Origin of the sequence: Thiohalospira halophila DSM 15071 (assembly GCF_900112605.1) — a bacterium.
Lineage (GTDB): Bacteria > Pseudomonadota > Gammaproteobacteria > Thiohalospirales > Thiohalospiraceae > Thiohalospira > Thiohalospira halophila.
The window spans coordinates 106,237-132,617 of the sequence record NZ_FOMJ01000002.1 but is presented as its reverse complement, the minus strand read 5'-3'; the positions used below and the strand labels follow the sequence as shown (position 1 = coordinate 132,617).

At 70.0% G+C, this 26,381-nt stretch carries 28 protein-coding genes and 1 tRNA gene; 15 read left to right on the top strand and 14 right to left on the bottom strand.

Annotated elements, in window-relative coordinates; all coding sequences use genetic code 11:
• Nucleotides 1-5: 5 nt before the first annotated feature.
• Nucleotides 6-776 (top strand): ketopantoate reductase family protein, encoded by a 771-nt coding sequence (locus tag BM272_RS04725; RefSeq protein ID WP_093427608.1) that lies wholly within the window; start codon nt 6-8, stop codon nt 774-776.
• A 79-nt stretch (nt 777-855) separates the two neighbouring features.
• Here BM272_RS04725 and BM272_RS13755 read toward each other — a convergent pair whose 3' ends face one another.
• A complete protein-coding gene (locus tag BM272_RS13755) occupies nt 856-1,065 on the bottom strand; it encodes a putative motility protein (protein WP_159433020.1) in 210 nt (69 codons plus the stop codon).
• 226 nt (nt 1,066-1,291) lie between these two features.
• On the opposite strand from BM272_RS13755, the gene BM272_RS04715 reads away from it, so the two are divergent.
• The 8 genes from BM272_RS04715 (at nt 1,292) to BM272_RS04680 (ending at nt 10,349) form a co-directional block, all read left to right on the top strand.
• Nucleotides 1,292-1,753: an FKBP-type peptidyl-prolyl cis-trans isomerase gene (locus tag BM272_RS04715; protein ID WP_240308022.1), complete on the top strand. Its 462-nt coding sequence runs from the start codon at nt 1,292-1,294 to the stop codon at nt 1,751-1,753.
• Nucleotides 1,750-2,727, top strand: coding sequence for a 4-hydroxy-3-methylbut-2-enyl diphosphate reductase (gene ispH, locus BM272_RS04710; protein ID WP_093427605.1), 978 nt, complete (start codon nt 1,750-1,752; stop codon nt 2,725-2,727). Before BM272_RS04715 ends, ispH begins: the two co-directional genes overlap by 4 nt.
• A gap of 387 nt (nt 2,728-3,114) precedes the next feature.
• Nucleotides 3,115-4,308: a glycine betaine/L-proline ABC transporter ATP-binding protein ProV gene (gene proV / locus BM272_RS04705; RefSeq protein WP_093427604.1), complete on the top strand. Its 1,194-nt coding sequence runs from the start codon at nt 3,115-3,117 to the stop codon at nt 4,306-4,308.
• A 6-nt stretch (nt 4,309-4,314) separates the two neighbouring features.
• Nucleotides 4,315-5,205 (top strand): ABC transporter permease, encoded by an 891-nt coding sequence (locus tag BM272_RS04700; RefSeq protein WP_093427603.1) that lies wholly within the window; start codon nt 4,315-4,317, stop codon nt 5,203-5,205.
• A 57-nt stretch (nt 5,206-5,262) separates the two neighbouring features.
• On the top strand, nt 5,263-6,126 hold the full coding sequence (locus BM272_RS04695; protein ID WP_093427602.1) for a glycine betaine ABC transporter substrate-binding protein: 864 nt from the start codon (nt 5,263-5,265) through the stop codon (nt 6,124-6,126).
• Nucleotides 6,127-6,259: 133 nt separating this feature from the next.
• Nucleotides 6,260-7,426, top strand: coding sequence for a porin (locus BM272_RS04690; RefSeq protein ID WP_159433019.1), 1,167 nt, complete (start codon nt 6,260-6,262; stop codon nt 7,424-7,426).
• A gap of 158 nt (nt 7,427-7,584) precedes the next feature.
• On the top strand, nt 7,585-8,643 hold the full coding sequence (locus BM272_RS04685; RefSeq protein WP_093427600.1) for an Rpn family recombination-promoting nuclease/putative transposase: 1,059 nt from the start codon (nt 7,585-7,587) through the stop codon (nt 8,641-8,643).
• Between the two features lie 41 nt (nt 8,644-8,684).
• Nucleotides 8,685-10,349 carry an ExeM/NucH family extracellular endonuclease gene (locus tag BM272_RS04680; RefSeq protein WP_093427599.1) on the top strand — a complete coding sequence of 555 codons (1,665 nt, stop codon included), beginning with the start codon at nt 8,685-8,687 and terminating at the stop codon, nt 10,347-10,349.
• Between the two features lie 6 nt (nt 10,350-10,355).
• On the opposite strand, the gene BM272_RS04675 is transcribed toward BM272_RS04680, so the two are convergent.
• The 6 genes from BM272_RS04675 to rplU all read right to left on the bottom strand — a co-directional run bounded on the left by BM272_RS04675 (nt 10,356) and on the right by rplU (nt 14,528).
• Nucleotides 10,356-10,937: a YfaZ family outer membrane protein gene (locus BM272_RS04675; RefSeq protein WP_093427598.1), complete on the bottom strand. Its 582-nt coding sequence runs from the start codon at nt 10,935-10,937 to the stop codon at nt 10,356-10,358.
• A gap of 132 nt (nt 10,938-11,069) precedes the next feature.
• Nucleotides 11,070-11,579 (bottom strand): GlcG/HbpS family heme-binding protein, encoded by a 510-nt coding sequence (locus BM272_RS04670; protein ID WP_093427765.1) that lies wholly within the window; start codon nt 11,577-11,579, stop codon nt 11,070-11,072.
• Nucleotides 11,580-11,662: 83 nt separating this feature from the next.
• A complete protein-coding gene (gene proB, locus BM272_RS04665) occupies nt 11,663-12,781 on the bottom strand; it encodes a glutamate 5-kinase (RefSeq protein WP_093427597.1) in 1,119 nt (372 codons plus the stop codon).
• A complete protein-coding gene (cgtA, locus tag BM272_RS04660) occupies nt 12,778-13,836 on the bottom strand; it encodes an Obg family GTPase CgtA (protein ID WP_093427596.1) in 1,059 nt (352 codons plus the stop codon). Before cgtA ends, proB begins: the two co-directional genes overlap by 4 nt.
• A gap of 95 nt (nt 13,837-13,931) precedes the next feature.
• Entirely contained in the window at nt 13,932-14,192 is a 261-nt protein-coding gene (gene rpmA / locus BM272_RS04655) for a 50S ribosomal protein L27 (RefSeq protein ID WP_093427595.1), read from the bottom strand.
• A 21-nt stretch (nt 14,193-14,213) separates the two neighbouring features.
• A complete protein-coding gene (gene rplU / locus BM272_RS04650; protein WP_093427594.1) occupies nt 14,214-14,528 on the bottom strand; it encodes a 50S ribosomal protein L21 in 315 nt (104 codons plus the stop codon).
• 192 nt (nt 14,529-14,720) lie between these two features.
• Here rplU and ispB point away from each other — a divergent pair, with 192 nt between their 5' ends.
• Together ispB and BM272_RS04640 are read left to right on the top strand one after the other, a co-directional pair.
• Complete coding sequence (gene ispB, locus BM272_RS04645) at nt 14,721-15,689, top strand: octaprenyl diphosphate synthase (protein ID WP_093427593.1); 969 nt, start codon at nt 14,721-14,723, stop codon at nt 15,687-15,689.
• A gap of 9 nt (nt 15,690-15,698) precedes the next feature.
• A tRNA-Pro gene (locus BM272_RS04640) sits at nt 15,699-15,775 on the top strand.
• Between the two features lie 121 nt (nt 15,776-15,896).
• Here BM272_RS04640 and BM272_RS04635 read toward each other — a convergent pair.
• The 3 genes from BM272_RS04635 to BM272_RS04625 form a co-directional block, all read right to left on the bottom strand.
• Nucleotides 15,897-17,228: a diguanylate cyclase gene (locus tag BM272_RS04635; protein ID WP_093427592.1), complete on the bottom strand. Its 1,332-nt coding sequence runs from the start codon at nt 17,226-17,228 to the stop codon at nt 15,897-15,899.
• A 76-nt stretch (nt 17,229-17,304) separates the two neighbouring features.
• Complete coding sequence (locus BM272_RS04630; RefSeq protein WP_093427591.1) at nt 17,305-18,465, bottom strand: GGDEF domain-containing protein; 1,161 nt, start codon at nt 18,463-18,465, stop codon at nt 17,305-17,307.
• 162 nt (nt 18,466-18,627) lie between these two features.
• On the bottom strand, nt 18,628-19,230 hold the full coding sequence (locus BM272_RS04625) for a peroxiredoxin (RefSeq protein ID WP_093427590.1): 603 nt from the start codon (nt 19,228-19,230) through the stop codon (nt 18,628-18,630).
• Nucleotides 19,231-19,374: 144 nt separating this feature from the next.
• Between BM272_RS04625 and BM272_RS04620 the strand changes: the two genes are divergently transcribed.
• From BM272_RS04620 to BM272_RS04610, 3 genes are all read left to right on the top strand, one after another.
• Nucleotides 19,375-19,710, top strand: a complete 336-nt coding sequence (locus BM272_RS04620) for a hypothetical protein (RefSeq protein ID WP_093427589.1) — start codon at nt 19,375-19,377, stop codon at nt 19,708-19,710.
• A complete protein-coding gene (locus BM272_RS04615; RefSeq protein WP_093427588.1) occupies nt 19,700-20,698 on the top strand; it encodes a serine/threonine protein kinase in 999 nt (332 codons plus the stop codon). Before BM272_RS04620 ends, BM272_RS04615 begins: the two co-directional genes overlap by 11 nt.
• 98 nt (nt 20,699-20,796) lie before the next feature.
• Nucleotides 20,797-22,371 carry a sensor domain-containing diguanylate cyclase gene (locus tag BM272_RS04610; RefSeq protein WP_240308021.1) on the top strand — a complete coding sequence of 525 codons (1,575 nt, stop codon included), beginning with the start codon at nt 20,797-20,799 and terminating at the stop codon, nt 22,369-22,371.
• Here BM272_RS04610 and BM272_RS04605 read toward each other — a convergent pair.
• Nucleotides 22,368-23,018, bottom strand: coding sequence for a c-type cytochrome (locus BM272_RS04605; RefSeq protein WP_093427587.1), 651 nt, complete (start codon nt 23,016-23,018; stop codon nt 22,368-22,370). The genes BM272_RS04610 and BM272_RS04605 overlap by 4 nt on opposite strands.
• Complete coding sequence (gene soxC, locus BM272_RS04600; RefSeq protein WP_240308020.1) at nt 23,005-24,294, bottom strand: sulfite dehydrogenase; 1,290 nt, start codon at nt 24,292-24,294, stop codon at nt 23,005-23,007. The genes BM272_RS04605 and soxC overlap by 14 nt, the downstream gene beginning before the upstream one ends.
• 106 nt (nt 24,295-24,400) lie before the next feature.
• Between soxC and BM272_RS04595 the strand changes: the two genes are divergently transcribed.
• Nucleotides 24,401-24,724, top strand: a complete 324-nt coding sequence (locus tag BM272_RS04595; RefSeq protein ID WP_093427585.1) for a DUF3301 domain-containing protein — start codon at nt 24,401-24,403, stop codon at nt 24,722-24,724.
• Between the two features lie 4 nt (nt 24,725-24,728).
• Here the strand turns inward: BM272_RS04595 and BM272_RS04590 are convergent, their stop codons facing one another.
• Both BM272_RS04590 and glcF read right to left on the bottom strand, forming a co-directional pair.
• Nucleotides 24,729-25,169 (bottom strand): hypothetical protein, encoded by a 441-nt coding sequence (locus tag BM272_RS04590; RefSeq protein WP_093427584.1) that lies wholly within the window; start codon nt 25,167-25,169, stop codon nt 24,729-24,731.
• Complete coding sequence (glcF, locus tag BM272_RS04585; RefSeq protein WP_093427583.1) at nt 25,166-26,380, bottom strand: glycolate oxidase subunit GlcF; 1,215 nt, start codon at nt 26,378-26,380, stop codon at nt 25,166-25,168. Before glcF ends, BM272_RS04590 begins: the two co-directional genes overlap by 4 nt.
• Nucleotide 26,381 lies beyond the last annotated feature (1 nt).

Genomic DNA, 26,381 nt, shown 5'->3' with positions numbered 1-26,381 from the left:
GAGCCATGAAAGAACCCGTGATCCTGCAGGGCGTCGGCGAGCTGGGCGGCGTCTTCGCTCGCGCCCTGCTGCGCGCCGGCCACCCCGTCTACCCCGTTACCCGCGACATGGACCCCCGCCAGGTCGAGGCCGAGTACCCCGAGCCGGCCCTGGTGATGCTCACCGTGGGCGAGGCCGACCTCCACCCGGCGCTGGAGGCCATGCCCGGGGCGTGGCGCCAGCGGGTGGGGCTGTTGCAGAACGAGCTGCTGCCGCGGGACTGGGAGGCCCACGGGGTCGACAACCCCACCGTCATCGCCGCCTGGTTCGAGAAGAAGCCGGGGCAGGACCACAAGGTGGTCATCCCCTCCCCGGCCCACGGGCCGGCGGCGGGGATGCTCGTGGAGGCCCTCAACGGCCTGGGGATCCCGGCGCGCGAGGTGACCGACGCGGCGACCATGCGCTTCGAGCTGGTGCGCAAGAACGTCTACATCCTCACCACCAACATCGCCGGCCTGGAGTGCGGCGGGACCGTTACCGACCTGTGGCGGGACCACCAGGAGCTGGCGCGGACGGTGGCCGACGAGGTCATGGACATCCAGGCCTGGCTCACCGGCGAGGAGCTGGACCGGGAGGCGCTCATCAACGGCATGGTGGAGGCCTTCGAAGGCGACCCGGAGCACAAGAACACCGGCCGCTCCGCCCCGGTACGCCTGGCGCGCGCCATCGAGCACGCCGATGCCGCCGGCCTGGCCGTGCCCAAGCTGCGGGAACTCCACGCCCGCCAGACGGGCTGAGCGGGTATAAAGAAAAACGGGGTCGCCCCGGGCCCGATGGACCCGGGGCGACCCCGTAACTCCCGCGGACGGGAGCGTCTCAGACGACGGTATTGACGTTGTTACCGACGTTATCGGGGAGGGCTTCCTGAATGGCCTGGGAACTCTCCTCGATCCCCTGAATGAGCTGGGCACCGTTCTGGGCCTGCATGTCCATCACCTTGCTCATCATGGTGGTGGTCACTGCATCCCCCGTGCGCGTGCTGTACTGATCCAGGGCCGCCGCCTGCATGCCGGAGCTGATATCCATGGATGTAGCCTCCTGATGGATGTGGGTGTCGGCATTGAGCCGTCGGCTCCAATAGTATCGTCCAGTTCGGGCAGAGCTTGAACCGCGTTCCGGCCTCAATACCCCGTTCTGTGAACCAGCGCACAAAAACGCGGCCACCCCGGGCCGGGATCTCCCCCGCCGTGGGTGGCTTAAATGACGCCCGCCGCGGGCGTAGACTGACAGGAAAATTGAGACGGAGGCATCCGTGACCGAAGAGAACCCGACCACCGTCGCCCCCGGCATGCAGGCGACGCTGCGCTACACCCTCGCCCTGGAGGACGGCACGGTGGTGGAGACCACCGAGGGCTTCGATCCACTGACCTTCACCGTGGGCGACGGCACCCTCATCGAGGGGCTGGAGGCGGTGGTGCGCGGCCTCGCCCCCGGGGATCGCGAATGCCTCCAGATCGACCCGCGCGAGGGCTTCGGCTACCCCGACGTGGGCAACATCCACTTCGTCGAGCGCGACCGCTTCCCCGACGACGTCGACCCCCAGCCGGGGCTCATCGTCGGCTTCAGTGTCCCCAACGGCGAGGAGGTTCCGGGGACCATCCTGGACATCCAGGGAGACCAGGTCCGCGTCGACTTCAACCACCCCCTGGCCGGCCACACTCTCACCTTCGACGTAGAGGTGGTGGCGGTGGAGCCGGCTCCGGAGGACGCATGACCGAAACCGCCCCCCGCATCCTCCTGGCCAGCCCGCGCGGCTTCTGCGCCGGCGTGGACCGCGCCATCGAGATCGTTGACCGCGCCCTGGACGCCTTCGGCGCCCCCATCTGGGTCCGCCACGAGGTGGTCCACAACCGCTACGTGGTGGACAGTCTGCGGGAGAAGGGCGCCCGCTTCGTGGAGGAGCTCGACGAGGTCCCCGACGGCGCCACGGTGATCTTCTCCGCCCACGGCGTCTCCCCCGCCGTCCGGCGGGAGGCGGAACGGCGGGGCCTGACGGTCTTCGACGCCACCTGCCCCCTGGTCACCAAGGTCCACCTGGAGGTGGTGCGCTACGCCCGGGAGGGGCGCGAATGCCTCCTCATCGGCCACGCCGGCCACCCCGAGGTGGAGGGCACCCTGGGCCAGTACGAGCGCGAGGGCGGCGACGGCGGCATGTACCTGGTGGAGACGCCGGCGGATGTCGAGAACCTGGAGGTGACCGACCCCGACCGCCTCGCCTTTGTTACCCAGACGACGCTCTCCATGGATGATACCGCCGCCATCGTCGACGCCATCCGCCAGCGCTTCCCCACCGTGGAGACGCCGCGCAAGGAGGACATCTGCTACGCCACCCAGAACCGGCAGGATGCCGTGAAGCGGCTGGCCGAGGAGGCCGATGCCGTGCTGGTGGTGGGCTCGCCCAACAGCTCCAACTCCAACCGCCTGCGCGAGGTGGCCGAGCGCGCCGGCTGCCAGGCCTGGCTGGTGGACGGCGCCGAGGACCTGCAGCGGGACTGGTTCGATGGCATCCAGCGCATCGGCGTCACCGCCGGCGCCTCCGCCCCGGAGGTCCTGGTGAACGGCGTCATCGAGCAGCTCCAGGAATGGGGCGCCACGGCCCCGGAGACCCTGGAGGGGCCGAAGGAGGAAGTGGTCTTCTCCCTGCCCCGGGAACTCCTCCAGCGCGGCGAGGCCGCCGAACAGCCCTAGAACAACCCTGGCCCCCGTCATTCCGGATGGCGCGTAGCGCCAGTCCGGAACCCCGAGAACAGGCCCGCAGCGCCCGGAGCAGCCATCCGATCCGGGGCTCCGCCATCGAGATTCCCGCCTCCGCGGGAATGACGGAAACGGGTCCACGTCGGCCACCTTCCTGACCGACCGGTCCAAAATTTGGGCAAGCCGAAAAATTTGTCTTATACTGCATGAGCAACATCGGGACCGGTTTCCTGTGTCCCGCATGGCAGTTCATTTTTCGCGCACCAAGCGCGGGGTTGAATGCGCCAAATCAATTCCTTTCGGGTCGTTATGCCCGAAACTGGGCGGTGTTGCCCCTTTGTGACACTACCCTTCCACTCACACCGCACGTGATGCTTGCCCATGACCGACAAGATCGTCGTTGAGAATCTGTACAAGATATTCGGCCCCGACCCCGATGAGGCCTTCGAGCTCATGGACCAGGGCCAGGACAAGGACGCCATCTTCGAGAAGACCGGCAACACCGTCGGCGTCAAGGACGCCAACTTCGCCATTCAGGAGGGCGAGGTCTTCGTCATCATGGGGCTGTCGGGATCCGGCAAGTCCACCATGGTCCGCCTGCTCAACCGGCTCATCGAGCCCACTCGCGGGTCGGTAAAGGTCGACGGCCACGACGTGACGAAGATGAGCCGCAAGGAGCTCATCGAGCTGCGGCGACGGGACATGTCCATGGTCTTCCAGTCCTTTGCCCTCCTCCCTCACCGCACCGTCCTCGAGAATACCGCCTTCGGCCTGGAGATCAGCGGCGCCGACCGCGCCAAGCGCGAGGAGCGCGCGCTGGAGGCGCTGGAGACGGTGGGGCTCAAGAGCAACGCCAACAGCTACCCCAGCGAACTCTCCGGCGGTATGCAGCAGCGCGTGGGCCTGGCCCGGGCGCTGGCCGTGGACCCCTCCATCCTCCTCATGGACGAGGCCTTCTCTGCCCTGGACCCGCTCATCCGCACCGAGATGCAGGACGAGCTCATCTCTCTCCAGGAGAAGCACGCCCGCACCGTGGTCTTCATCTCCCACGACCTGGACGAGGCCATGCGCATCGGCGATCGCATCGCCATCATGCAGGGCGGCGAGGTGGTCCAGGTGGGCACGCCGGAGGAGATCGTCACCAACCCGGCCAATGACTACGTCCGCTCCTTCTTCTACGGCGTGGACGTCAGCCAGGTCTTCTCCGCCGGGGACATCGCCCGGCGGGATGCGGTCACCGTCATCGAGCGGCCCGGGGTGGACGTGAATACCGCGCTGCAGCAGCTCAAGCGCGCCACCAGCGACGCGGCGGTGATCCTCGACAAGAACCAGAAGTACCTGGGGATGATCAGCGTCGACAGCCTCATGGAGGCCATGAAGGGCGAGGGGGAAACCCGCTACGCCGAGGCCTTCCTCAAGGATATCGAGACCGCCGGCCAGGACATGCCGCTCACCGACGTGCTCTCCATGGTGGCCGCCGCCCGCTGGCCGGTACCGGTGGTGGACGATAACGGCCGCTACCTCGGCGTCATCTCCCGCAAGGCGCTGCTCGAAACCCTGGACCGGACCGGATAAACCGACATGAATATCAAAGATTTTCTCCAGGAAAACATCGATATCGGCGGCTGGGTCGAGGCCCTGGTGGACTGGATCCTGGTCAACCTCCAGCCGCTCCTCGACGGCATCTCCGATGTCATCGGCTTCCTCTCCAACGGCTTCGAGGACATCCTGCGCGGCGCTCCGCCGGAGCTCATGGCCGTGATCCTCGTCGCCCTGGCGTGGTGGCGGGTGAGCTGGCGCTTCGGCCTCTTCGCCGCCATCTCCATGCTGGTGCTCTTCAGCATGGGGCTGTGGGCGGAGACCATGTCCACCCTGGCCCTGGTGCTCTCTGCCAGCGTGGTCGCCCTAGTCCTGGGGCTGCCGGTGGGCGTGGCCATGGCGCGCAGCGACAAGGTCGAGGCCTCGGTCCGCCCACTGCTGGACCTCATGCAGACCATGCCGCCCTTCGTCTACCTCATCCCGGCGGCCATCTTCTTCGGCCTGGGCAAGGTCCCCGGCACCATCGCCACGGTGGTCTTCGCCATGCCGCCGGCGGTACGGCTGACCAACCTCGGCATCCGCCAGGTCTCCCGGGAGCACGTGGAGGCAGGGCTCGCCTTCGGCTGTACCGAGCGCCAGCTCCTGTGGAAGGTCCAGCTGCCCCTGGCCATGCCCTCCATCATGGCGGGCATCAACCAGACCATCATGCTGGCCCTGTCCATGGTGGTCATCGCCTCCATGATCGGCGCCGGCGGCCTGGGCAACACCGTGCTCACCGGCATCCAGCGGCTGAATGTCGGCCTCGGCTTCGAGGGCGGGCTGGGGGTGGTCATCCTCGCCATCCTCCTCGACCGCATCACCCAGAGTTTCGGCGAGCGTCGCAGCAGCGGCGGTCTCGGCGGATTCCTGCGCAGGCTCATCGGGCGCGGGTAGCAAAGCTGGAAAAATCAACCAGACTACGGTTATCGCAAGCCAGAAAGGAGAAACGGCATGTTGAAGCAGTCCCTGAAGTGGGCCACCGGCGCCATGGTCGGCGTCGGCCTGGCCTTCTCGGCCCAGGCCGAGACCGTGAAGATCGGCTGGACCGCCTGGTCCGACGCCGAGTTCGTCACCAAGCTGACCAAGCGCATCCTCGAGGAGCGCCTGGACCAGGAGGTCGAACTCACCCAGACCGACATCGCCCCGCAGTACCAGGGCCTGGCCGGCAGTGACATCGACATGATGCTCATGTCCTGGCAGCCCGGCACCCACGCCGACTACATCGAGAAGCACGCCGGGGACTTCGTGAACCTGGGGCCGCTCTACACCCACGCGCGCCTGGGCTGGATCGTCCCGACCTACGTCCCGGAGAGCGAGCTCTCCTCCATCGAGGACCTGAAGAAGGACTCGGTGCGCGAGAAGCTGGACGGCACCATCACCGGCATCGACCCGGGCGCCGGCCTCACCCGCCTGTCCAAGCAGGCGGTGGAGGACTACGGCCTGGACGGCTACGACCTGCAGACCTCCAGCGGCGCGGCCATGACCGCCGCCCTGGACCGCGCCACCCGGCGTGACGAGTGGATCGTGGTCACCGGCTGGAGCCCCCACTGGAAGTTCGGCGCCTACGACCTGCGCTATCTCGAGGATCCGGAGGGCTCCCTGGGCGGCGCCGAGCACATCGACGCCCTGACCCGAAAGGGCTTCTACCAGGACCACGTCGAGGTGGCCAGCGTCGTCTCCCGGATCCAGATCCCGCTGGAGATGCTCCAGGACTACATGTACCAGGCCCGCGAGTCCTCCTACGAGGAGGCCGTGGACGCCTTCATGGAGGAACAGTCGCAGTACGTCGACTACTGGGTGACCGGCGAGCTGTAACGCCCCGCCCCGACTCCGGCCCCCGTGTTCCACCGGGGGCCACTCCTCGGCACAGGGAGGTTCTGCCGACGATTCCGTAACCCCCCTGTGCCATCCCGTCCCATCCATCGTTACTAGAAGGATGACAACCGCCATGTATCGCAAGACGCTCATCGCCGCGGCCGCCGCGGCCATCGTCGCGCCCCAGGCCCAGGCCGTGGAGGTCAACGACAACCTCTCCATCTACGGCTCCCTGCGTCAGGGCATCGAATACGTCTCCCCGGACGGCCCCGGCGAGGACTACAATGACCGCGTCGGCCTTCGTGACGCCTACACCCGCATCGGCCTCACCGGCTCCGCCGAGGTCGCCGACGGCCTCACCGGCTCCTTCACCTACGAGCTGGGCGTCGACTCCACCACCGGCGAGATCTCCACGCTGAACTTCGACAAGGATGGCGCGTACGGCAACAAACAGGCCCGCGTCTCCAAGATCGGCCTCTCCGGCGACTGGGGCTCCGTCCACGCCGGCAAGATGTGGGGCGTCTTCTACAATGCCATCGCCTATCCCACGGACATGTACAGCTCCTACTACGCCGGCTGGTCCACCTACGCCCTCTTCCGCACCTCCGATACGCTGGTCTACTCCACCCCGGAGATGGGCGGCTTCCAGTTCGATGCTGGAGTGAGTTTTGCCAAGGGCACCGAATCGGATGGATACACCTTCGGGAAGGGTCAGGATTCCAACGGCGCGTACGACAGTACCTCGGGCGGTGGCAACGTCTACACCTTCACCGGCACGTGGTCCGGCGGTCCGCTGACCGCCAGCCTGGGTTACGAGATGCGTAACTCCGAGCAGGATAGTGTGGATGTGGCCGCGGGTGAGCCCGATTACGAGTCAGCTCTAGTAGGTGGCGCCATCAGCGCCGACCTCGGCAACCTCGACCTCGCTGCCCAGTTCGAGCAGGTCACCGACGGTGTCGAAAAGGCGTCTGACGGCGACTTCTACGTCGATGCCGATGGCAACCGCGCTAGCAATTATGACGGTACGGCCTACCTCGAGGAGGATGCCACCGTCTACAACCTCTACGCCGGCTACACCGCGGGCGACTTCAAGTACAAGGCCAAGTTCGGTGAGGCCGAAGGCGCCACGGGTGAATTCGTCCACCTCGGCGTCGACTACAACGCCTCCGAGGCCATGAAGTTCTTCGCCGAGTACTACGAGGACGAGGGCGGCGGCTTCTCCCCGGTCGCCTACGAAGAGGATACTGTGTCTCAGCACGGCGGCTCCGCCTTCACCGTGGGCGCCCACTACAGCTTCTAGGGCTCCCGCCCGCTGAATCCGCGCCCATCCCCCCGATGGGCGCCCCGAACCCCGGCCCCGGCCGGGGTTCTTTCGTTTCCGGCCCCTGTCGGGCTCACTCCCCGCTCCCCGGCAGTGGTACGCTGGTCGCCACATCCGGTACCCAGGGAAGGGGACCCATGGAACACGACGGCGCCTACAAGCACCTCTTCAGCCACCCCGAACTCGTCGCCGACCTCCTGCGCGGCTTTGTCCACGAGCCGTGGGTGGACCGGCTCGACCTCGACCGCCTGGAACGAGTCAACGCCGGTTTCGTCAGCGACGACCTGCGCCAGCGGGAGGACGACCTCCTATGGCGCGCCCCCTGGGGCGAGGGCTGGTGCTACGTCTACCTCCTCCTGGAGTTCCAGTCCACCGTGGACCGCTCCATGGCCATCCGGCTGATGACCTATCTGGGGCTGCTCTACCAGGACCTGCTCCGGGCCGGGGAGACCACGGACAACGGCCAGCTCCCTCCCGTCCTGCCCCTGGTCCTCTATAATGGGGACAGGCGCTGGACCGCGCCCCGGGAGGTCGCCGACCTCATCGCGCCGGTACCGGGCGGACTGGAGGCCTATCGCCCCGATTTCCGGTACCTGATTATCGACGAGGGGGCGTTCCGTGCAGGGGAGCTGCCCGATCGCAATCTGGCGGCGGCCATCTTCCGGCTGGAGCACAGCCGGAACCCGGAAGACCTCCAGGCCGTGGTCCAGCGCCTCCGGGAGTGGCTGGCAGCCCCCGAACAACGCTCGATCCGGCGGGCCTTCAGCGTCTGGCTGGGACGAGTCCTGCTCCCCGGCCGATTCGGGGAGCAGGCACCGCCACCCACCAACGATCTTCAGGAGATGGAGAGCATGCTGTCCGAACGCGTAAAGGAATGGGAAGAGCAGTGGAAGCAGAAGGGACTCCAGCAAGGTCTTGAACAGGGGCTCGAGCAGGGCATCGAACAGGGACTAGAACAGGGGCTCGAGCAGGGACTGAAGGAAGGGCGCCAGGAAGGGCGTCAGGAAGGCCTGCGCGAGGGGGAAGCCACCCTCCTGCTCCGCCAGCTCGAGCGCAAGTTCGGGCGCGAGGTCGCTGAGCAGTACCGGGCAACCATCGAGGCCGCGGACAGCGATGCCCTGCTTGCCTGGTCCGAGCAGATCCTGACCGCGAGCGATCCGGCGACCCTCTTCGGCAACGCATCCACCGGGGAATAACCCTCCGGTCCCGCAACGACCACCCCGGCCCGGAGCCGCGCATGGAACGCCGCCGACTCTTCCACCCGGCCCGGAGCGCCCGGTTCTCCCTGGCTCTCTCCCTCCTGGCCCTGTCCCTCGGAGCCGGCCCGCTTCGGGCGGCCCCCTGTGACGGCCCGGGGGTGGCCATCGCTGCCATCACCGGCGCCGATGGCGAGGAGCCGCTTCCGGCGGACGAGACGGTGACCCTGCGCGGGCGCGTAGGCGGCGCCTTCCTCGAAGGCCTGGACGGCTTCTGGATCCAGCAGGGAGAGGGCTCGGGGGCGCGCGGGGTCTTCGTCTATGCACCGGGTCTGGCGAGCGGGTCCGAGGAGGCCCGGGCGGTCCGCGCAGGCCGGCGACTGGCCCTCACCGCCGAGATCGACCGCTACCGGAGCCGGATCCAGCTCGCCGACCTGGAGGCGTTCCATGACTGCGGCCCCGCCTCGGTGGAGCCCGCACCGCTGGCCTGGCCGGCGAGTGCCGAAGAGCTGCGCCGGCGCGCGGGAGCGCGGGTAGAGCTGCGCCACGAACTGGTAGTAAGCGGCCACTTCGAGCTGGGTCGCTACGGCAGCCTCCACCTCTCGCGGGAGCGGGTCTTCCATCCCAACCATGTCCCGCCCGGGCCGGCCGACCCGCCGTGGCTGGTCCTGGACGACGGCGAATACCGCCGCGGCCCGGAACCGGTCCCCTATCTCGATGCCCACGGCACCCGGCGCGCCGGCAGCCGGATTACCGAACTCACCGGCATTCTCACCCGCGCCTTCGGCGCCTGGCGGGTCCACCCCACCGAAAAACCGACCTTCACCGGCGGCGAGCGGCCCGCGCCACCCCCCGCACCGGGATCGGCGCACCGCCGCGTGGCGGCGGTAAACCTGGCGAACCTCTTCCAGACCCTGGGCGAGCGGGGGGCAAAGACCGCGGCCCAGCGTCGTCGCCAGACGGACCGTCTGGGTACCCTGGTCGCGGAGCTGGAGGCCGATGTCCTCGCCATCAGTGAGCTGGAGAACCGGCCCGCCGCCGTGGAGCTACTGGTAGAGAGAGTCGGTGGGGACGATTACCGCGCCCGCCGGCGATCCCCGGTGGGCGACGACGCCATTCGCAATGCGCTGCTCTACCGCCCGGACCGGGTTCGTCCCGTGGGGCCACTACGGATCCTGGACAGCGGCCCCTTCGTCCGGCCACCGCTGGTCCAGCGCTTTCGGCCCACCGGCCGGGACGGGGAGCCCTTCACGGTGGTCGCCATCCACCTCAAGAGCAAGGGCGGCTGCCCGGAGGGCGGGGATATCGATCGCGGTTCCGGCTGCTGGGACGATCAGCGCACCGCCGCCGCCGGGGCGCTGGCCGCGGCCCTGACCGAGCGGGCGCCGCCGGTAATCATCGCCGGCGATCTCAACGCCTACCCCGCCGAGCGGCCCACCGAACGACTGCGGCGCGCCGGCTATACGGATCTCCTGCGGGATGCCCGGCGCCGGGGCGCTGGCTACACCTACAACTACCGGGGCCGCAGCGGGCGGCTGGACTACCTGTTCGTGCGGGGGAAGGAGCGGGTTCGCGGGATGGGCGTGTGGGGTGTGAACGCCGACGAGCCGGCAGTGGCCGCCGCCACAGGCCCGTGGCGGGCCGGCGACCACGATCCGGTCTGGCTGGACCTGAAGACCCTGGAGCCGCGGACCGGCGCCCGCTAGCGGGCGCTACTGGAAGAGGATCCGGATCCCCACGTGGCCGCCCTCGTCCATGGTCATATCGCCACCGCCGGTCTCCGGCTCCGCCTCCAGGTGCCGGTAGCCCACGTAGGCGAAGGCCTGGGGGATGACCTGGTACTCCACCCGCGCCTGGGCCTCCAGGAGGCTGTCAGCATCGCCGAAGGTGACGACGTTGGGGGCGTAGTGGACGCGGCCGCCAAGGACCAGCCGGTTCACCGCCGCCGGGTAGTAGCGCACGGCCACCCCCGGCGCCACGCCGACGCTGTCGAAATCGTCCCGGTTGTCGTCCCGGTGGACGCCGAGGGCCTTCACACCGACCCCGGCCTCCACGGGATTGTCACTGGAGCCGGTCTCGCCCACCACCATGATCCCGATGTTGCCCACGTAGACATCATCGGTGGTGTAGTAGGCGCCGGCCTCCCCGTTGAGGGCACCGGGCTGGCCCTGGTTGATGGCCCAGCCGAACTGGGCGTAGGCGGTGTCGTCGTTGAGATTGAGGTCCAGCTGTCCGGCCTGGGCCGGCAGGGCGGCCAGGCCCGAAAGCAGGCCGGCAAGGGCGATACGGCGCATGGGCTCCCTCTCCTGGGGTTGGTCCGTCACGATGGAACCCGGGAGGCGGTGCCGGTCCCGGGTTCACAAGCGGGTACTAATGGTAGCGCGAGCGCCGGCCACGACCAAGCGGGCCGCCCCGCCTGTCGGGGCCTACATGCCGCCGAACTCCAGGTCCTCGGTCACGGCTTCCGCGCCGGCGGCGGCACACTCCTCGTCCAGCTTCCCAGAGGGGGCGCCGGAGACGCCGATGCCACCGTACATGTTGCCGCCGGCATTGATGGGCACACCGCCGGCGGCGATGACCAGCTTCTCGTACTTGGGCACCGAGTAGTTGCCCTCGAAGTTCCCCTCCATGTTGGAGGTCGCGGTATTGAACTGGACCGCGGTGTACGCCTTCTTCTCGCTGATGGCCAGGGTCAGGTCCATGGCCAGGGTGTCCCGGACCACGGCCTGGGGATCGCCCCAGCGGTCCACCACCGTGGCGGCGACCTGGACGCCCTCCTCCCGGCACGCCTTCACGGCGGCCACGGCCGCCTTGTTGGCGGTCTCCATGGTCATGCGCTGGGTGGAGACGCTGACATCCTGGGCGGCGGCCGGGCCGGCCATCAGGCCGAGGGCGGCCACCAGGGCGGTGGCGGAAGCGGTGTACTGGTTGGTCATCTTCTCCTCCTCGCTCTTGTTGTCAGCCCCTTGGACCATAGTGCAATGGCCCTGTTCCTGCGAGGCGGCCCGGGTGAACGCGGTCAGACCAGGACCAGGTTGTCCCGGTGGATGAGCTCGGGGTCATCGATGTACCCCAGGGTCCCCTCGATGGCGTCCGAGGCGTGGCCCCGGATGCGGCGCGCCTCGTCGGCGCCGTAGTTGGCCAGCCCGCGGGCGATCTCCCGGCCCTCCTGGTCCAGGCAGGCCACCACCTCGCCGCGATCGAAGGTGCCCCAGACCTCCACCACGCCCACCGGGAGCAGGCTGGTCCCCTGCTCCCGCAGGGCGCGGACGGCCCCCGCGTCCAGGACGAAGTGGCCGGCCACCTGCAGATGCCCCGCCAGCCACTGCTTGCGCGCGGTCTGTGGCGGCTGGCGCGGCACCAGGAGGGTGCCGTGATCACCCCCGGCCACGGTATCGGCGATGATCGAGGGCTCCCGGCCCGAGGCGATGAGGGTGGCCGTCCCCGAACGGGCGGCGAGCCGCGCGGCGCGGACCTTGGTCCGCATGCCGCCCCGGCCCAGCGCCCCACCACCGCCGGCCATGGCCTCCAGAGCGGTGTCCTCGGCGGAGGCCTCGCGGATGAGCTGCGCCTCCGGGTCGTGGCGCGGGTCGCGGTCGTACATCCCCTCCTGATCGGTGAGGATGAGCAGCAGGTCGGCCTCCACCAGGTTCGCCACCAGGGCGCCCAGGGTGTCGTTGTCGCCGAAGCGGATCTCGTCGGTGACCACGGTGTCGTTCTCGTTGACCACCGGGACCACGCCCATGGCCAGCAGGGTCCGCAGGGCGGAGCGGGCATTGAGGTAGCGCTTGCGGTCGGAGAGGTCGTCGTGCGTAAGCAGGACCTGGGCGGTATGCCGACCGTGGGCGATAAAGGCCGACTCCCACGCCTGGACGAGCCCCATCTGCCCCACGGCCGCCGCGGCCTGGAGTTCGTGGATGGCACGCGGCCGCTCGCCCCAGCCCAGGCGGTTGATACCCTCGGCCACGGCGCCGGAGGAGACCAGGACGATCTCCGTGCCGGCGGCGCGCGCGGCGGCGATCTGCTCCACCCAGCCGGCCATGGCCTCATGATCCAGGCCGCGGCCGTCCCGAGTAAGGAGGGCGCTGCCGATCTTGATCACCCAGCGCCGATTACCGATGGGGGTGCGTGCGTTCATGTCCGTGCGGGATCGTAGCCGGTGGTCGGCGGCTCTGCGAGCTCCGCGCGGCGCGCCTCCAGGTGGTCCATGATCCGGCCGCAGAGGGCGTCGGTCCCCTGGCCGGTGAGGGCCGAGACCAGGAAGACCGGCCCCTCCCAGCCCAGCTCCTCGACGATGGTGTCCCGCAGGACCTCGGCCTCGTCGTCGACGAACTTGTCCGCCTGGTTGAACACCAGCCAGCGCTCGCGCTCGGCCAGCAACCCCTGGGACTCCAGCTCCCGAGCCACCGTCCGGATGGCGGTGACGGGATCGTTGCCCGGCCCCGCCGGCTCCAGGTCCACTACGTGCAGCAGCAGACCGGTCCGGGCGATGTGGCGCAGGAAGCGGGTCCCGAGACCGGCGCCCTCCCCGGCCCCCTCGATGAGGCCGGGGATGTCGGCGACCACGAAGCTGCGGTGGGGCTCCAGCCGGACCACGCCGAGGTGGGGCTGCAGGGTGGTGAAGGGGTAGTCGGCCACCCGCGGCCGGGCGGCGGAGATGGCCCGGAGCAGGGTGGACTTGCCGGAATTGGGCAGCCCCACCAGGCCGACATCGGCGATGAGTTTGAGCTCCAGGCGCAGGTTGCGCGACTCGCCCTCCTCGCCGGGGGTGGACTGGCGCGGGGCCCGGTTGGTGGAGCTCTTGAACTGGGTATTACCCACGCCGTGGCGCCCGCCCAGGGCGACGGTGAGCCGCTGGCCCGGTTCGGTGAGATCGCCGAGGTGCTCGCCGGTATCGCCGTCGGTGACCACGGTCCCCTCGGGGACCGGGAGGACCCGATCATCCCCGCTGGCGCCGGTGCGGTCGCTGCCCTTGCCCTGCTGGCCGGCCGGCGCCCGGAAGACGCGGTCGAAGCGGTAGTCCACCAGGGTATTGAGGTCGGGATCGACCTCGAGGATCACGGAGCCGCCATCCCCGCCGTCCCCGCCGTCGGGGCCGCCCTTGGGGATGAACTTCTCCCGCCGGAAGCTCACGCAGCCGTTGCCGCCGCGGCCCGCTTCCACGCGGATGGCTGCCTCGTCGACAAACTTCATGCGTTCCTCCGGCTACCGACGCCCCAACGCAAGGAGCCCCGCCGGGCGGGGCTCCTGGAGACGCCTGCGGGGCGGCCTTGCCCGTCCGTGGCGGCCTACTCGGCCGGAACCACGGTGACGAAGCGGCGCTGCTTCGGCCCCTTGCGCTGGAACTGCACCTCACCGTCGGTGAGGGCAAAGAGGGTGTCATCCTTGCCGCGACCCACGTTGGCGCCGGGGTGGAAGTGGGTGCCGCGCTGGCGGACCAGGATATTCCCGGCCGTCACCGCCTGGCCGCCGAAGCGCTTCACGCCGAGGCGCTTCGACTGGGAATCGCGACCGTTGCGGGAACTGCCCGCTGCCTTCTTGTGTGCCATGTCTCGATGACCTCCGGAACGTCAGCCGGCCTGGATGCCGGTGATGGTGACCTCGGTGTAGTTCTGGCGGTGGCCCATCTGGGTCCGGCTGTGCTTGCGGCGGCGGAACTTCACCACCTTCACCTTGTCGCCGCGGCCGTGACCCTCCACCCGCGCGGTGACCTTGCCGCCGTCCAGGCGGGGCGCGCCCACCTTGACGTCGTCACCGTCGGCGACCATGAGGACCTCGTCGAACTCCACGGTCGAACCTTCTTCCCCGGGGAGCTGCTCGACACGCAGTCGCTCGCCCTCCGAGACCTTGTACTGTTTGCCACCGGTCTTGATTACCGCGTACATGGCTGCCTTCTCCGTCGCACCGCTTGTGCGCCCGGCCGAGGCATCGAATGGATGCCCGCGCCGAACGCCTCTGGAAAACCGCAGGATTCTACAACGCCACCCCGTCCAGGGCAACTCCCGTCCTGACCGCTCGGCTTGACACCCCCCCGGGGGGTCCCTAGCATCGCCACCTTCACCCGGCGCGGGATCATCATGGACCTGGACGAAATCTACAACCTCATCGCCGACGACATGGCCGAGGTCAACACCACCATCCGGGAGCGGCTCTCCTCCGAGGTGGTCCTGATCAATCAGGTCGGCGGCTACATCATCAACAGCGGCGGCAAGCGGCTGCGCCCGGTCCTGACCCTGCTCTGCGCCCGCGCCCTGGGCTACCAGGGGCGCCAGCACATCAACGTGGCCGCCCTGGTGGAGTTCATCCATACCGCCACCCTCCTCCACGACGACGTGGTGGACGCCTCCGAGCTGCGGCGGGGCAAGGAGACGGCCAACGCCCTCTGGGGCAACGAGGCCAGCGTCCTGGTGGGCGACTTCCTCTATACCCGCGCCTTCCAGATGATGGTGGACGTGGACTCCATGCGGGTGATGAGCATCCTCGCCGAGGCGACCAACATCATCTCCGAGGGCGAGGTCCTGCAGCTGCTCAACTGCCACGACGCCGACACCACCGAGCAGCGCTACCTGGACGTCATCCGCTACAAGACGGCCAAGCTCTTCGAGGCCGCCGCCCGGCTCTCCGCCATCCTCGCCGGCCACGACGAGACGGTGGAGCAGGCCATGGCCGCCTACGGCATGCACCTGGGCACCGCCTTCCAGCTGGTGGACGACGTCCTCGACTACAGCGGCGCCACCGGCGAGATCGGCAAGAACATCGGCGACGACCTGGCGGAGGGCAAGCCCACGCTTCCCCTCATCCACGCCATGCGCACCGGGAACGCCGAGCAGGCGGACGCCGTGCGCCGCGCCATCGAGAAGGACGGGCGCGACGCCATCGATGCCGTCCGCGAGGCCATTGAATCCACCGGTGCCCTCGATTACACTGCGCAGTCTGCCAGGGACGAGGCTGCACGCGCCCGGGACGCCCTGAAGGCGATTCCCGACTCCCCCTACAAGGAGGGACTCACGGCGCTGGCCACCTTCTCGGTGGATCGCAGCTTCTGACCCGGACTACGGGGTGTAGCTCAGCTTGGTAGAGCGCCGCCTTCGGGAGGCGGAGGTCGTAGGTTCAAATCCTGTCACCCCGACCATATTCCCCTGAATCCAGGGCTCGAGGGCCCCGTCGACCGGCGGGGCCTCTTCGTTGTACCTCCAACAACAAACAAAAGACCCGACCCCTTTTGGGCGAGGTCGATGCAAGGGCGTTCTGCCCTACGGCGCGACGAGATCCGCTGGGAGGACCCGATTACGCCCCTCCGCCTTGGCGCGATAGAGGGCGGCATCGGCGCGGCTGAACAGCCGCCGCACCGACTCCCCGGGGACGGCCTGGGCCACCCCGATGCTCACGGTGATGGTACCGGCCTCTTCAAAGGATCGATCGGCGATGGCCTCGCGCAACCGCTCACCCAGCTCCAGGGCACCGAACAGATCGGTCTCCGGCAGCAGGACGACGAATTCCTCCCCGCCCCACCGAGCCAGGAGGTCACTGCCGCGGATGATGTCACGCAGTCGGCGGGCCACCTCGACCAGGACACGGTCGCCGACATCGTGGCCGTGGGTGTCGTTGATGGCCTTGAAGTGGTCGATATCGATGACCAGGAAGCCCAGCGCGGTGGCGTAACGGGCGACGCGTTCCATCTCGGCATCGATCCGCTCCTCGAAGGGAATCCGGTTGAAGGCGCCGGTGAGGGGGTCGTGAGTGGCGCGGTGGGCGAGTTCACGCTCCAGCGCCTTGCGCTCGGCGATATCCTGAAGGAGATACCAGGCGCGCGGTTCACCGTCGCTAGCCTCCACGCGGACGCCGTTGACCAGCACCGGGACCTGCTCGCCATTGGCACGGAGGAGCTCCAGCTCGTAGGGGCCACAGCGACCGTGGGTTCGCAGGCGGCGATGCTGCAGTGCCTCTTCGGCCTGCGCCTCGGCGGGGGTCAGATCGGCCAGACCGAGGCCGGTGACCTCCTCGGGGCCGTACCCCAGCAGGGCCCGGGTCGCCGGATTGGCCTCCAGGATGCAGCCGTCCTCGAAACGCGTGAGCAGGATGGCCAGGGGGGCCATGGTGTAGAGGGTCGCCAGCTCGCCCTCGGGCAGGGTTACCGCCGGGGGTGGCGGGAGGGCGGCGGCAGCCCGTTCCAGGGAGCGACGATCCACCAGCCCGACCAGACTTCCGTCGCGGCCGGTAACTCCCAGCCGCGCCGCGCCCAGGGCCTCCAGGCGATGGCGGGCATGCTCCACGGTGTCATCGGCGGCCACGCAGGGCAGCGGCCGGGTGGCCACCGTCCCCACCTCCGGATCCCCGGCGCCGCGGCCCGCGGCAACCATGCCCAGGATGGTCTCCGTCGAGACGAACCCCATTCCCGCCGGCCCGGGGTCGGCGCCGGTCTCCCCGGCGGCCTCGGCCACTACCGCGACCTCGGCACCGCGCTCCTCCATGGCCGCGGCCACCGTGGACAGCGGCGTCTCCGGGGTACACCTGACCCATCCCCGCGCCATGACCTGGCGCACGGCGGTCTGTTTCCCGGGATCATCAGTCTCGGAGGTGCCCACATTCGCTCCTGCGGTTCTGACCCCGATCCTATCAGCTTCACCACCGATCTGCCCGGGTGCAGGCCTCGAGATCGGGCTAGCTGGCCATTACGGCGCGATCCCGGCCCTCGGCCTTGGCGCGGTAGAGGGCCGCGTCCGCCCGGCCCAGGAAGGCGTCCACCGGCTCCCCGGGGCGCCAGAGGGATATCCCCAGACTCACCGTCACCGGGAAGCTCCGCCCCTGATAACTGGCCGGACGCTGACGCAGGGCCGCGCGCAACCGCTCGGCCACTACCTCGGCGGCGGCCAGGTCGGTATCCGGGAGGAACAGGGCGAACTCCTCCCCGCCCAGCCGGGCCAGGTGATCGGAGGGGCGCAGGTGCTCCCGGACCAGCCGCACTAGATGCCGGAGGACCTCGTCGCCCATGGCGTGGCCGTGGTTGTCGTTGAAGACCTTGAACCAGTCGACATCGAAGAGGACCAGGGCGATGGGGCGTCCGCTGCGCTCGGCCCGGTCCATCTCGGCCCCGGCGACGTCGAAGAAGGCGCGTCGATTCCCGGCCCCGGTCAGCGGGTCGCGAACCGCCAGCCGGCCGATCTGGCGAAGAGCGGCGAAGCGCTCCCGGCGCAGCCGGTCCTCCCGCATGGCGACCACCAGGACCATCAGCAGGACGCCGAAGGAGAAGAGGCTGCTCATGAAGACCCAGGCCCAGGGCGCGCCATTCTGGCTGAAGACCGCCGCACTCACCGCGGCAGCGGTGGCCACGAACCAGAGGACCAGACGGGCCCGGCGGGACGCAGGCAGCAGGAGCAGGAAGATGAGGCCGGTAAAGACGAACTGCATGGCATTCGCCAGCGGCCCGCCCCGGTCCGGCCCCGTACCATAGAGCAGGGTCAGGGCCAGCGTGGCCACCAGGCAGAGCATGCCGGCGGCGGGGGCGATCCGATCCAGGTCGCGGGGATGGCGCCAGCCCCGCCAGGCGACCCCGAGAAGGCCGGCCAGGAAGAGCGTACGGACGGTAAGCACGCTGACCAGCTGCCCGCCCTCCAGACGCAGCCAGTCCAGTGGATAGAGAGCGACCAGCATGGCCGCGATGATCCCCAGGACGATGAGGAACGGCCGCCGGCGGGCAGCGGTCTCCGTCTCGGCGTACTCCGCCTCGATCGCCGGGTCGAGAAAGCGGCCGTCCGGGCCCAGGGCCTCTTCGCCGCTGAGTGCCTGCTCCCTGCTGGCGGCCACCACCTGCTGCCAGGACATCGCCCTCTCCCGTAGCTCGAGAGGGAATCCTACATCGGTATCGGGATTCTGACTAACCTGGCCCGACCAGGAACCGTTAACCCGACGGACAGAACACAAAAAACCCCCGCCTCCCGGGTACACGGGGAGACGGGGGTCTCTTCGAGAGAGCCGGAGAGCCGGTTACAGCTCGTCGGCGTGCTCGGAGAGGTACTCGGCCACGCCCTCGGGGCCTTCCTTCATGCCGGCCTTGCCCTTCTGCCAGCCGGCGGGGCAGACCTCACCGTGCTCCTCATGGAACTGCAGGGCATCGACCATGCGGACCATCTCGTCGATGTTGCGGCCCAGGGGCAGGTCGTTGACCACCTGGTGGCGGACCACGCCGTCCTTGTCGATGAGGAAGGAGCCGCGGAAGGCCATGCCGCCCTCGCTCTCCACATCGTAGGCGCGGGCGATCTTGTGGTTCATGTCCGCGATCATCGGGAACTTCACCGGGCCGATGCCGCCCTGCTCCACCGGGGTGTTGCGCCAGGCGTTGTGGGTGAAGTGGGAGTCGATGGAGACGCCCACCACCTCGACGCCGCGGCTGGCGAAATCATCGCAGCGATGGTCGAAGGCGATGATCTCCGACGGGCAGACGAAGGTGAAGTCCAGCGGCCAGAAGAAGACCACGCTGTACTTGCCCTGGGTCTCCCGGGAGAAGCTGTATTCATCCACGATGCTGCCGTCGCCGAGCACCGCCGGGGCGGTGAAATCGGGGGCCTTCTTGCCAACGAGTACACCCATGATCGATTCCTCCTTATGTATTTAGACCGAGTATAAACTCTCTCCGATAGTAGGCCCTCCACCGATACCAGTCAACGCCGCCCTTGCATCCGCCGATGGCCCGCCCCATCTTTTCCCGCAACAGCCGCCACCGGAGGAAGCACCATGGGGATCCGGCAACTCATCGAATACTGGCAGGAAGATCCGCGGGCGCCGCTGGCCCCCCACGAGTGGACCGTCCGGCTCTCCCTGGACGACGCCGCCAAGATCCGCGCCCTGGCGGAGATGTACCCCTACCGGGATGCCGAGGCCATCCTCCAGGAGCTGGTGGCCGCTGCCCTGGACGAGGTGGAGGCCACCCTCCCCTACGTCGCCGGCGAACGCGTGGTGGCCGAGGACGAACTGGGCGACCCCATCCACGAGGACGCGGGGCCGACGCCGCGCTTCCAGACCCTGGTGCGCAAGCACCGCCAGCAGCTCGCCGAAGAACATGGCGGATGAGGCCACCCCCTACTCCGACCTCGGCCCCGATACCGTCCTGGATGCGGTGGCCGCCACCGGCCGGGAGCCGGACGGTCGGCTGCTGCCGCTGAACAGCTTCGAGAACCGGGTCTACCGGGTGGGACTGGAAGAGGGCACCCCGGTCATCGCCAAGTTCTACCGGCCGGGGCGCTGGTCCAATGCCGCCATCGACGAGGAGCACGCCTTCTCCGCCGAACTGGCCGCCGCCGACGTCCCGGTGGTCCCGCCCCTGGACGACGGCGACGGCCCCCTGCGCGAATACGCCGGCTACCGCTTCGCCCTCTTCCCCCTGCGCGGGGGCCGCCCGCCGGAGCTGGAGGACCCGGCCGTGCTGGAGCGCATCGGCTTCTTCCTGGGCCGGCTGCACGCCATCGGCGCGAGTGACCACTTCGACCACCGCCCCACCCTGGCCGGCGACTTCGGTGCCACCACGGTGGAGACCCTGGCCGCCTCCGGCCGCCTCCCCGACTACCTCCACGAGGCGTGGACCTCCGTGGCCCGGGAGCTGGTCGGGCGCATCCGCGAGCGCTGGGAGGCGGTGTCGCCGGCCACCCTGCGGCTGCACGGCGACGCCCATCCGGGCAACCTCCTGTGGGCCGAGGGGCCGCACATCGTCGACCTGGACGACACCCTCACCGGCCCGGCCGTGGCCGATCTCTGGCTCTTCCTGGGCGGGGAGCGGGAGGAACAGCAGCAGCGCCTGGCCGCCCTGCTGCGCGGCTACCGCGCCTTCCGCGACCTCGATCCGGGGGAGCTGGCCCTCATCGAGGCCCTGCGCGGCCTGCGGATCCTCCGCCACGCCGGCTGGATCGCCGCCCGCTGGGCGGATCCCGCCTTCCCCGTCGCCTTCCCGTGGTTCGAGGGCCCCCGCTTCTGGGAGGACCAGGTCCTGGCCCTGCGCGAGCAGCTCGCCAACCTTGACGAGCCGCCGCTGGAGCTGCCGCGGGAGGAGCTCCTCCCCCTCTGACCCCCGCTCGAAGTACTCCCGGGCCCGAGCCTACGAATCGCTGTTTAGAATCGGTACAATACCGGGCTGCTCCGCTCCCCGCCGCCGAGGAGGCCCGTTTGTCCCGCCCCCTGGAACCAACGACGAGTGCATTCCCGGACTGGCTCACCGGGCCGCTGATCGGGATCGTGGTCGCGGCGGGCTACTTCGTCGGCGCCTGGCTCGGGGTCACGCAGACCATCTCGCCGGAGGGCAAGGCGATCATCTGGCCGCCCAATGCCGTGGCGCTGGCTGCCCTGCTCCTCCTGCCGCGCCATCGCTGGCCCTGGGTGATCCCGGCCGTCCTGCTCGCCGAGATCGCCGCGGATCTCCCCGCCTTCCCCCTCTGGTCGGCCGTGGCCTTCGGCCTCATCAACCTGTTCGAGGTGTTCCTGGCGGCGACCCTCATCCGCTGGCTCAGCGGGCCCCGCTTCGACTTCGACTCCCTTTCCCGAGGCGCCTGCTTCCTCCTCTTCGGCCCCCTGCTGGCCGCCACCCTGGCGGCCTTCCTGGGCGCCGGGGTCTACCTCGCCCTGGGCAAGGAGGCGAGCGCCTACTTCGCCTACTGGCAGATGTGGTGGTTCGGTGACGCCCTGGGCCTGCTGATCCTCACCCCGCTGCTGGTAGTCGCCGTCCGCCAGTTCGACGAACTGCGCACGCGGTGGAACCGGGCCCGGGCCGCGGAGGCCATCGCCGTGGCGGCACTGGTGATCACCCTGGGCTTCCTAGTCCACTCCGTGGGGAGCGGCACCCGCATCAGCCAACCCCTCTCCCAGATCCTGCTACTGCCCCCGGTGTTCTGGGCTGCGGCGCGTTTCGGCGTGCCCGGCGCGGCCTCCGCCGTGGCCCTGGCGGCCACGGTCAGCATCGGCTTCATGGTCCACTGGGACTCCCTGCCGCCCGGCCTGGCCCCGGAGACCGCCATCCTGGCACTGCAGGAATTCCTGGCGGTGGCCGCCATCGTCGGCGTCGGGCTCGGCCTGATGCTCGGCGATCTTCGGGCCTCCCGGGAGGGGCTACGGGCGGCCCACGATGAGCTGGAGCGAAAGAACCGGGAACTGGAGGAGCGGGTCGCAGAGCGCACCCAGGCTCTGCGCGATGCCAACCAGCGCCTCGAGGCCATTGCCTCCACGGATGCCCTCACCGGCATCGCCAATCGCTGGCACTTCCTGGAGGTGGCCCAGCGTGAGGTTCACCGTCGACACGAGGCCGATTCCGGCTCCGGCCTGGCGCTGCTGATGCTGGATCTCGACCACTTCAAGCAGGTCAACGACACCTACGGCCATCCGGCCGGGGACCACGTCCTCCATACCCTGGCCCTCACCATCCGCGACAACATCCGGCCCCTGGACCTGTGCGGCCGGTTCGGGGGCGAGGAATTCCTGATCCTCCTGCCGGAGGCCGACGGGGAGACGACCCGGGCCGTCGCCGAGCGGCTACGCGAGGCGGTGGCCGCTACCCGGTTCGAATACCAGGGCCAGCAGCTCGAGGTCACCGTGAGCGTCGGCCTCGCCGTATGGGATGGCCAGGAGGACGTGGACGAACTCATCCAGCGGGCCGATACCGCCCTCTACCGGGCCAAGCACCGCGGCCGCAACCGGGTCGAGGGCGATATCCCGGAGACCTCCCCCGGCGACCCGAAGGCGTCCGCCTAGCGCACCCGGGGCGCCGGCTCCGCCGGCGGTTCGGCCTGCGGCTCCACGTCGGGCCGGGGGTCGGGGATGAAGCCGTCGGCGTTGGGCATCTCCACCTCGGGCAGGCTCTCGGCATCCAGCTCGGCATCCCGGGGCAGGATGTCGTTGAGGTGGAGGACGTAGGCGGTCACCGCGTAGAGCTCGTCGACGGTCAGGCTCTGGGGGTTATCGAAGGGCATGGCCCGCCGGGTGTAATCGAAGAGCGTGGTGGCGTGGGGCCAGAAGCTGCCCACGGTGAGCACCGGTTCGTCCGTGGCCAGGGTGCCGCGCCCGCCGGCCAGGACATCCCAGCCCGGGTCGGTCCCGAAGATCCCGTGGCAGCGCATGCAGTGGACCTCGTAGACCCGCTCCCCCTCGACGACCGTACCGCTGCCCTCGGGCAGGCCCTGGCCGTCCGGGCGGACGTCGATATCCCAGCCGTCGATCTCGGCCGGGCTGGCCTCGCTGCCCAGCCCCAGGGGGGCCGGCGGGCCGGCATCGGCGCTGGCCTCGCGGGGCGTCGATCCCTCGCCGCAGCCGGCCAGCAGCAGGCCGGCTACCAGCAGCCCGGCCGGCAACAGATGGGCCGGCCGGGGCAGCGCGGTGAGCAGGCGGTTACTCGCGCTCATTGGTCACCTCCCCGGTGGGCGCTACCTTCCAGGTCTGGATGGCGTTGTAGTGGTAGATGGAGGTCTCGCCGCGCACCGCGACCAGCTGCTCCCGGGTGGGCTGGAGGTAGCCGGTCTCGTCCCACACCCGGCTCTGCAGCCAGGCGGTCTCCCCGCGCCACTCCCAGGGCAGGGAGAAGCGGGTGAGCGCCTTGGGCAGAACGGGCTCGTGGAGGGTGGCCTGGCGCCAGTGGCGACCGCCGTCGGTGGAAACCTCCACCGCCTTCACCCGGCCGGCGCCGGACCAGGCCAGCCCGCGGATCTCGCGAAAGCCCTTGCCCTCCAGCACATGGCCGGCGGAGGGGTGGGTGATCACCGACTTCGCCTCCTGGAGCAGGGAGAACTGGCGCGCCCGGCCGTCGGGCATGAGGTCGCTGTACTTGGACGTCTCCTCCCGGGTCATCCAGGGCTTGTCCCCCACCTCCAGGCGGCGCAGCCACTTGATGGAGAGGTTGGCCTCCAGGCCGGGGACCACCAGCCGCAGGGGGTAGCCCTGCTCCGGCCGCAGCCGCTCGCCGTTCTGGGCGTAGACCACCAGGGCATCGTCCAGGGCGTTCTCCAGCGGCAGGCTGCGGGTCATGCCGGCGGCGTCCGCCCCCTCGGCGAGGACCCACTTCGCCCCGCTGCGCACCCCGGCCTCCTCCAGCACCCGCCGCAGGGGGACGCCGGTCCACTCGCAGCTGGAGAGCATGCCGTGGGTGAACTGGACGCTCTCGCGGTTGGGACCGGCGCGCTCGGTAACGGTGTTGGCGGCGCACTCCAGGAAGTGGATCCGGGAGACCGCCGGGAAGCGCAGGAGGTCCTCCATGGTGAAGGTGAGCGGCCGCTCCACCAGGCCGTGGACCATGAGCCGGTGCTCCGCCGGGGGGATGTCCGGCACACCGCCGTGGTGGCGCTCGAAGACCAGGCCGTTGGGGGTCAGGGTCCCGTGGAGGTCGCCCAGGGGGGTGAAGCTCGCCGTGGAGTGATTGCTGGGACTCAGCCCCTCGATAACCCGGCGGACCACGTGCCCCTCATGGTCGGAGGGGCGGCCGTAGGGCCGATCCCCCACCGGGAAGCCGAGCCGCTTCATCCAGTCCGGCACCTCGGGGGGCGTATTCGCCAGGGTCGCCCCGGGGGCCAGCCAGCCGGCAGTGGCCGCGGCGGCCGCCCCCATGGTCCGCGCCAGCCACCGGCGGCGAGACGGGTCGCCGGGGCCGGCGCTCCGGTCGGTGCGCTCGTCGTCTCGTTCTGTCACGCTCTTCCCCTCCATCTGCGGGGCGGTGCCCCTTATTCTTGTCGAGGACCCCGAGGGGTCCATTGAGGCACAATAGCCAACAACCGCGCCGGGCAACAGGGGGCCCATGCTCGACCACACCTTCATCCTCACCACCTTCGCCATCGGGCTGATCCTGGTCGCCTGGGCGCGCGGGCTGGGCTTCCGGGAGCGGGCGCTGGCCCTGGCCCGCCAGGCCTGCCAGCGGGCGGGCGTCCAGCTGCTGGACGAGAGCGTGAGCCTGGCCGGTCTGCGGCCGGTGTGGCATCGGGGGGTGCCCGCCATCCGGCGGACCTATCAGTTCGAGTTCAGCCGCGGCGGCGACCGCCGGGCCGGCTTCCTGCGCTTCGTCGGTGGCCGGCCGGAGGCCGTCTGGCTGGACCACCCGGAAGGGGGGCTGTGGAACCCGTGAGGGGCTATGCCGGTTCCGATTCCGGCTCCGGCGGCGGCTCCCCCACCAGCCGCTCGTAGAGGGCGGCGGCCTCCTCGCCCCGGGGCTCCACCAGCCGGATCTGCCACACCGGCGCCGGCTGCTCCGGGTCCCACTGGCTGAAGACCAGCAGCCCCGCCGCCACGCCGTGGCCGTCGATGCGGCCCAGGGTGATCCGACCGTCACCGCCGGCCTCCACCCGCACGGTGAACTCCGGGGCCGCCGCCGGCAGGTGCCAGGCGCCCTCGCGGCCGGTCTCCCGGAACTCCTCGCTGGAGGGGTGGGCCTGGGTACCGAAGTGGCGCTCGATGAGCGGCTTCGCGAGGACGTGGGGCAACCCCAGGACGGTCTCCACCGCCCCGCGGCCCTGTTCCACGGCGCGGGCGAGCCGACGGAGCTGGCGATTGCGGGCGCCGGGTAGTCTCATGCGATCTCCTCCGGGTCGAAGAGTTCCAGCCAGTGGCGGACGGGGACGGGGCTAGCCGCCTCCAGGTGGTGCTGGCAGCCGATATTGGCCGTGGCGATGACCTCCGGCTCCCCGGCGGTGAGATGGCCCAGCTTGCGCTGGCGAAGCTGCCCCGCCAGCCCCGGCTGGAGCAGGGAATAGGTCCCCGCCGAGCCGCAGCAGAGGTGGCCCTCCGCCACCGGCACCGTCTCCAGCCCGGCCCCCTGCAGCAGCGCAGTGAGCCGGCCACCCAGCTTCTGGCCGTGCTGGAGGGTGCAGGGCTCCTGCACCGCCACCCGGGGCGCCGGATCCGGGCGCAGCGTCGCCAGTTGTTCGGCCGTGAGGACCTCCACCGGGTCCCGCACGGCCTCGCTCACCCGGGCGGCGCGCTCGGCGTAGTCGGGGTCGTCGGCCAGCAGATGGCCGTAGTCGCGGACCTGGGCCCCGCAGCCGCTGGCGGTCACCAGGATCCCCTCGGCGCCGGCCTCCAGCGCCGGCCACCAGGCGTCGATGTTCGCCCGCATCCGCGCCCGGGCCGCCTCGGGGGCCGCCAGGTGCTGGTCCACGGCGCCGCAGCAGCCGGCGGGGGCGGCGACGAGGCTGACCCCCACGGCATCCAGCACCCGGGCGGCGGCGGCATCGGTGCGCGGGGCCAGGGCCGGCTGGGCGCAGCCGGTGAGGCAGAGCATGTGGCGCGCATGGCGCGGCGCCGGCCAGGTGCCGGCGGCCTGGCGCGCCGGGATCCGTCGACGCAGGCCGGCGGGGAGCACCGGCCGCGCCAGCCGCCCCAGCCCCAGCAGCGCCCGGAAGCGCCGGGGCTCGGGGATGACGACCCGCAGGGCCCGCCGCGCCGCGCGCTCGCGCCAGGGCCGCGCCACCCGCGCCTCCACCAGTTCCCGGCCGATATCCACCAGCCGACCGTACTCCACCCCGGAGGGGCAGGTGGTCTCGCAGTTGCGACAGGTGAGGCAGCGGTCCAGGTGCTGCTGGGTCCGCCGGGTCACCTCGCCCCCCTCCAGCAGGTCCTTGATCTGGTAGATCCGGCCCCGGGGGCCGTCCAGTTCGTCACCCAGGAGCTGGTAGGTGGGGCAGGTGGCGTTGCAGAAGCCGCAGTGGACGCAGTTGCGCAGGATGCCCTCGGCCTCGGCGCCGGCGACGGTCTCGCGGATGTGTTCGGGGATCCGGGTCTGCATG